General features: G+C 38.0%; 4 protein-coding genes and 1 pseudogene. 3 read left to right on the top strand and 2 right to left on the bottom strand.

Annotated features, from left to right (window positions below; translation table 11 throughout):
* The 3 genes and pseudogenes from LACPOB_RS13340 to LACPOB_RS12205 all read left to right on the top strand — a co-directional run.
* Window positions 1-221 (top strand): annotated as a pseudogene (locus LACPOB_RS13340) (IS30 family transposase); the annotation flags it as partial.
* 596 nt (window positions 222-817) lie between these two features.
* Window positions 818-2,140, top strand: a complete 1,323-nt coding sequence (locus LACPOB_RS13240) for a LysM peptidoglycan-binding domain-containing protein (protein WP_017868853.1) — start codon at window positions 818-820, stop codon at window positions 2,138-2,140.
* A 223-nt stretch (window positions 2,141-2,363) separates the two neighbouring features.
* Complete coding sequence (locus tag LACPOB_RS12205; RefSeq protein WP_017868852.1) at window positions 2,364-4,025, top strand: LysM peptidoglycan-binding domain-containing protein; 1,662 nt, start codon at window positions 2,364-2,366, stop codon at window positions 4,023-4,025.
* A 64-nt stretch (window positions 4,026-4,089) separates the two neighbouring features.
* Here the strand turns inward: LACPOB_RS12205 and LACPOB_RS0110890 are convergent, their stop codons facing one another.
* Window positions 4,090-5,862 carry an alpha amylase N-terminal ig-like domain-containing protein gene (locus LACPOB_RS0110890; protein WP_017868851.1) on the bottom strand — a complete coding sequence of 591 codons (1,773 nt, stop codon included), beginning with the start codon at window positions 5,860-5,862 and terminating at the stop codon, window positions 4,090-4,092.
* 193 nt (window positions 5,863-6,055) lie between these two features.
* Window positions 6,056-6,835 (bottom strand): DUF975 family protein, encoded by a 780-nt coding sequence (locus tag LACPOB_RS0110885; protein ID WP_017868850.1) that lies wholly within the window; start codon window positions 6,833-6,835, stop codon window positions 6,056-6,058.
* Window positions 6,836-7,002 lie beyond the last annotated feature (167 nt).

The raw sequence follows: 7,002 nt of genomic DNA, 5'->3' as shown, positions 1-7,002 counted from the left end.
CGTGCTTAAGGTCCCTAATTATCACGCACAAACTTGCTTAGCAGCTGTGCAAAAGGTTATTAAACAAGCCCCCACACTTTTTAAGACACTCACTGAGGCAAGTCACCCCAGAGGAAATACAGCGGGCGCAAAATGCTTTAAATGGCAAATATCGGCGGATCTTAGGTTATCATTCCGCCCAAGAAGCATTAGAAAATGAATTAGCCCAGCCAAATAAGTAGTGGCTAAAGTTCGACAGTGGGAGGCCGGCCATTCGCTACGCTTCCTGGCCGACCTCCCACTGAACTAACATCTATCTTCACTTATAGTTTAAGCTTTACACTTGTCGCACTTGATTTGACAATTGGGGTAAATCGAAAAATTAAAAAGGCTACATTTTAGTATTTAAACACTGCAAATTATAATCTTTCTTTCGTTTTTCGTAACATTTATGTGTTTTTTCGCAACAATAATGTAACATTTTTGAAAAAACTTTGCATTTTTCTTAGACCTACACATAACTTTAAAACATTTATCAATGTCTTAAGCAATATTTAACCTCTTAAAAATTATGACATCTTCTTGTAACATAAGATTGAAAATGCACGTTTATCTTACTAAAAAATCCTCATATCATATATGAAATTAATTTTTTTCAGAAAATCATAAATTTAAAATATTCTATAAAGGCCGATGTGCCGACATCCGGATAATTTTATTACACGCCTAAACCATTTTGTAAACTCATTTGAATTGGAATGCAATAATTCGGCGTTACAATATAATCATTCAGTTGTAGAAATCAAACATTAACTAAAAATATCAGGAGTGAAAAATTTTGAATCATTCAACAAAATCATTGTTGGTTGGCACAGTCGGTGCAGCCAGTTTATTCTTAGCTGGAACGGCAAGTGCTTCCGCTAACACAACTCATACGGTTGCAAATCATGATACGGTATGGGATCTCTCAGAAAAATACGGTGTTTCCGTACAGTCGATCGAACAATTAAACCACATCAGCTCAAATAGTCATTTGATCTTCCCTGGAGACGATGTTCAGATCCCTAGCAAAAATGCCAAAGCTCAACCAGCTAAGGCAAGTACTCCAAAACAAACAGCCAATACTTCTACATATACTGTAAAAGCTGGCGACTCACTTTGGACAATTGCTCAAGCACACAAAACAAGCGTTGATAAGTTGCTTGCTTTGAATAACTTGAAATCTTCAGATCTCCAACCAGGTCAATCATTGAAGGTTGTTGGTACGGCAGTTGCTCAACCATCAAAACCAGTTGCACAGCCACAACAAGCTGAAGCAAAACCCGAAGTACAGGCTCAACCTAAACAACAAGAAGTTAAACAACAACCACAGCAAAAGTCTGCTCAACCACAAGTAGCTGCTAACCATGTTGACCATTCAGTTGTTTCAGGTGAATCCCTGTTCACGATCGCTAATAAGTATGGTGTTTCTGTTGATTCAATTCGTCAAGCAAATGGTTTGCAAAATGCCGCTGTTTCAATTGGTCAATCATTGATCATCAATAACCCAACTAAAGATCCTAATGCTGCTAAAAAACAAGCTTCAAATCAAGAAGCCAAAGAAGACAACAATACTCAACAAGTAGCTCAGGCTAATACTAATAATGATCAAAAAGCTCATGCTCAGACTCAAGCACAAAACAGCCAGAGCAATTCAAATAATAATAATTCTGTCCGTACTTCAAACAACGGATCAAATTACCAAGCACCTGTTCAAAACAAACAGGCTCAACCAAAGGCACAAGCTCAACCTCAAGCTAAGAAGTCTGTTAATAGTGCTGGTAACACATACGCAATGGGCCAATGCACATGGTATGTTAAGAATGTAGCTAGCTGGGCTGGAAATAACTGGGGTAATGGTCAGGATTGGGCTAACTCTGCAAGACAAGCTGGTTTCCGTGTAGACAACACTCCATCTGCAGGTTCTATCGCCGTTTATGCCGGTGGAGCTAACGTTGGCGGTTGGACTGCTGCGCCTGGTTATGGTCATGTGGCATATGTTGAAAGTGTTAATGGCGGTTCAGTTACTATTTCCCAAGGTGGAGAAGGTTTCTCTAACCCAACTGGTCCTAACACACAATCACTTTCCGCAGGTTCTGCTACAGCCTACATCCATCCATAAGTGTTAATTAAAAAATAGTGCTATTTGCTATTTTGAATTTAAAAAGTCATCTGATATAGATGGCTTTTTATTTTACCTAAAATAGGGTATAATTCAGTTGTATCAGATTTATCACATACTATGAAATGTGATCAGTTTTCTTGCACTCGATCATTAATGCGTTAAAATGTATTCATTCAGTTGTAAAAACAAATTAGATAGAAAAGATAGGGAGTGACAATACTTGGAACAAAAATCACAAAAATTGATTCTTGGTACTGTAGGGGTTGCCGGTTTATTCTTAGCCGGTGGTGCCACAGTATCAGCTAATACGACACACAAAGTCGCAGAAAATGATACTGTTTGGGGTCTTTCACAAAAATATGGAGTTTCGGTCAAATCAATTGAAGAACTTAACCACGTCGATTCAAACTCACATTTGATTTTTACTGGTCATACAATTGACATTCCAGATAAGGCTACCAAGTCAGTCGCTAAACCAGCTACAAAAGCTGCACCGAAAGAAAAAACACAAACAGCCACTTCTACATATGAAGTAAAAGCTGGTGATTCTCTCTGGTCGATCGCACAAGCTCATAACACGACTGTCGACCGTTTGCGTTCATTAAATAGTTTAGGTTCTGGTGTGATCGTCCCCGGTCAAGCGCTTAAGGTCGATGGTCCAGCTACTAAAGCTGCCCAACCTAACGAAGCTGCTCAGTCTGCAGCTAAAAAGGCTCAGGCACCTAAACAACAAGAAGCTTCTACTACAACAACGAAAGAAGCACAAAAAGCTACTCCTGTAACGCCTGCTAAAGGAAGCACACCAAGTGTTCAACCACAACAGGATAAGAACAGCAATAAAGATGTTCAACCACAACAAACGAAGCAAGTTGTTGAGCAACCACAAGCACCGCAAGAAAGTTCGGCTAAAAAATCTGCAGCTCCTGTTAAAGAGACAGAAAAACCAGCCGTTCAAACTGAAAAAGATAACGAACAAAATGTTTCACAACCAAAGGATGAGCCGGTTCAAAAAGAAGATGTTCAAAAAGATGAACAATCCAAACAAAAAGAAGCTGCCCAACCTAAAGTTTCAGCTAACCATAAAACACATTCTGTAAAAAGTGGAGAATCTCTGTTTACTATCGCTGCTGATTATGGTGTTTCAGTTGATTCTATTCGCCAAGCCAATACCTTATCATCATCAGCTTTACAGGTAGGTCAGTCTTTGACGGTCAATGATCCAACTAAGGATCCTTCGGCAACGGCAACTGCAAAGCCAGCTCAAGCATCGCCAAATTCGACTGCTAAGCAAAATGTGCAACCGGCTGCTCAAAAACAGCCTAGCACACCTGCTCCAAGTCAAACGTCCAATAATAGTAGTAACAATAACGCTAGTCAAAATAGTGCTAGTTCTACAACTACTAATACAAGCAACACGACGCAAAAGCCACAGCAGGAAGCTAATAATGAGAATAATTCAGGCAAGAATAATGCTGCACAAACTACACCAGCAGCGTCAAATACAAACGCCACTCATGGTCATGCTACAAACACAGCTGGCAATACCTATGATTGGGGTCAATGCACTTGGTTTGCTAAAGACCGTGCAAGTTGGGCTGGTAACTACTGGGGTAATGGTGGCCAATGGGATGCATCAGCACGTGCGCAAGGCTTCTCTGTTGATAACCAACCTTCAGCTGGTTCATTAGTCGTCTTCCATCCAGGTCAATCTGTTGGTGGCCAATGGACTGCTGACGGCTCTGCCGGTCACGTCGCTTATGTAGAAAGTGTTAGCGGTAGTTCTATCACTATCTCTCAAGGTGGTATGGGCTTTTCTAATCCTAGTGGCCCTAATTATCAAACTATCTCCAATGCAAGTCAGTACACATATATTCATCCTTAAAAAGGTTGAATCAAAAGATCCGTTACGGAAATCTCTCCGTAACGGATCTTTTGTTTTACACATTTTAAGCTTCAACGATCACAAAACCATTATGTCCGATTCGATTTTGGTCTTTAACTAGATTTTGACTTAGAATTAATTTTGCCTTTGGTGGAAAAACAAATTTAATACTACCATATCCAACATTGAACAAAGCAAAGATCCGTTTGCCATTTGACGAACGAGTAAAACTCAAATAGTCATTCTTGTTACTTGTCTGTCCCCAGTCTAGACTTCCGTCATTTAACACTAAACTATACTTACTCCTGAATTCACCTAATAATTTGATAAAGCGATACATCGTTTGGTTTTGCTCACTCGCCTTCCATGGCATACATTCACGATTAGCAGGAACTTGCCCACCCTTGAGGCCATATTCGGTACCATAGTAAAGACTTGGTGATAATGGCAAAAGATAGGTGAACGCTAACAACAATCGACTTAATTGATCATCATCGTCACACAAGGATAACAGTCGCGGATCGTTTGGACCATCAAATTGGATCATCATCGATTTTTGTTGAGTTGCCGGATACTTCATCAAATCATCATTTAAAGCCGTGATCATTTCAGAAACATTGGTCTTCTTTGCAATAAAGTAGTTGAGCATAATTCCTACTAGGTCATCGTCTATTGCAGTATCAAGAACCGAATTATTGATCAAAGCTGGTGTTAGACTGTTAGTCTCACTCATCAAACAAAAATTAGCTTTAAGGCCATGTACAATTTGCATTAACTCTGCTAAAAATTCCTGATCCATCTCTTGTGAATTCAGAATTTTAAATCCATCGATATCAAAATTCACGACCCAATATTTGACCAAGTCAAATAGATATTGTTTAACTTCTGAATTACGTAAATTTAATTTAGGCTGATGTGGATCATTTTGATTTACACGGTATGAAATATCGGCAGAAAAATCAGGATCATCTGTGGCCTCATAATCTAATGTTGCAGAGTCGATCATAAACCAATCAAAAAACTTCGAAGTCCTTCCTTTTTGTTTAACATCCTGCCATTGCATGGAAAAGCTCATCAGATGATCTAAAACTATTTCCAAAACTACATGCATCCCATGTTGATGTGACTCTTCAACTAAATTCTTAAAATCAGCCTTGTTACCAAAATAAGGATCGATCGTATATGGATCGATCGCATCATATTTATGATTAGAAAACGCAGCAAAGACCGGGCTTAAGATCAATCCATTAACACCGATGTCTGTTAAATGATCTAAGTGATCTTTGATGCCCTGAAGATCACCGCCAAAAAAATTTATTTTGGATGGAGCTTCACTGCCCCATTCAACCACATCAGATGGATCAGACTGTGGATCTCCATTTGCGAACCGATCTATCAATATATGATACCATAATGTATTTTGCGCCCAAGCAGGCTGTTGCTTGAAAGTTTCATTAGGATAAGAATATGGAACAAGAAAAGGCGCACTATGTGTTAAACTATCAGCAGTAAAAGACTCTATTTTATGAGAATCATACAGATACTCTTCGCCACTACTAGCAATCAAATGGAAAACATACTTCAAACGTCTTGTTTTAGGTAAAGCAACAGTCACACCCCAATAATCTATTTCTTTACTTTTTAAAATAACTTTCATTTTAGCGATCTCTGGATGCCAACCCTCGCTAGAATTAGTTGTTGCATATAAATCACTATATAATAATTCTGCTCTTGTAACGTCGTCATGTTTACTTCTAAAACGTAAAGTAATTTCATTGATACCAGTTTCAAAAGACATTGCTCCCCGAGAGTCATGAAAAATTGCAGCTTTTTCCATTATCGATCCACCTTTAATTATTTATTCTCTTAACTACTACCTTAGGCATTTTAGTCAGCTTTAGCAAGTATATTTTCTTTTATTTATGTTAAATTTCAGCCGCAGAAAAGATTCCATTACATGACTAAAAAAACCAACAAGTTAGCATGCAAAATAATCGCCTGCAACTAGTTGGATCTTATATTATTTATTCTTATTGTTCAAAATATGCGCCATTGTCATCGTTACTACTTCGTTCTGATTGAAATTGCTCACCGGCTAATGAACGATAATAAGCCATGTAAGTTGTATTTTTATACGGTACCAACCATATTTGCCCGATCCCTAAAGTTAGACAGGCTAAGATATCCCATCCGAGAAAACTTAATTTCAACACGAAAAATTCAAATTTATGTCCATCCATTAACTGTCGACTTTTTGTGACATAATCGAGATAATTTAAATCTTCGTCTCCTCCCTTATCCGCAATATCTTTATAAATATAGTAAGTTTGCGAATACGAGAATGTTTTAATGATACCTGGGATCAAAAATAATAAAGACCAGAAAAATTCAAATAATGTTTGTATGATCCACAAAACAACGACTGGCAAAAAATCTCTTTTTGTAAAAGCGCCAAAAATTCCACGAACAATACCAAAGTCTGAGTTTTTAGTCCTTAACCAGTCCAATAAAGTAAAGTTCACACCTACAATTAATAAGGTTTCGATGAGTGAAGTTAAAACATTTGAAACAAAATTAACACCATCGGAATTAGAATTTGCACCACTGGAAGCTCCTCGTGCAACATCATCAGCTAAGCTGCCAGAAGGATCTTGTACCAAAAACAAGATAACTACCGTTATAATGCCGACCCCTACCAATAAACCAAAAAGAAGCGGGAGTATTTGCAAAACATTTAATCCGATCGCCTTACCCCAGTGTCCTTTTAAAAGGTTTTTAGCTTCCTGTTTTAGTTCTGCCCTTGTTTGCATTATGTATAGCCTCCAATTAAACACTTTAATTAAGTAACATTTCTCAGTTTAACGTATTTTATAGCAGAAAACTAGCCAGATTCCCTTATTTTTACAAATTAGCTTATTTTGAAACATTATTTAATGAATAAAAAAAGCCATCCCGTAAACAGGATGACTTAATAAGC

The organism is Ligilactobacillus pobuzihii E100301 = KCTC 13174 (genome assembly GCF_000349725.1).
GTDB classification, from domain to species: Bacteria; Bacillota; Bacilli; order Lactobacillales; family Lactobacillaceae; genus Ligilactobacillus; species Ligilactobacillus pobuzihii.
The sequence above is the reverse complement of the archived record's forward strand: the minus strand, read 5'-3'. Positions and strand labels throughout refer to the sequence as shown.

What these genes read in the sequence shown, in the direction of transcription:
- LACPOB_RS0110885 (WP_017868850.1), bottom strand. Translation starts at nt 6,835, where the DNA reads ATGCAAACAAGGGCAGAACTAAAACAGGAAGCTAAAAACCTTTTAAAA.
- LACPOB_RS0110890 (WP_017868851.1), bottom strand. Translation starts at nt 5,862, where the DNA reads ATGGAAAAAGCTGCAATTTTTCATGACTCTCGGGGAGCAATGTCTTTT.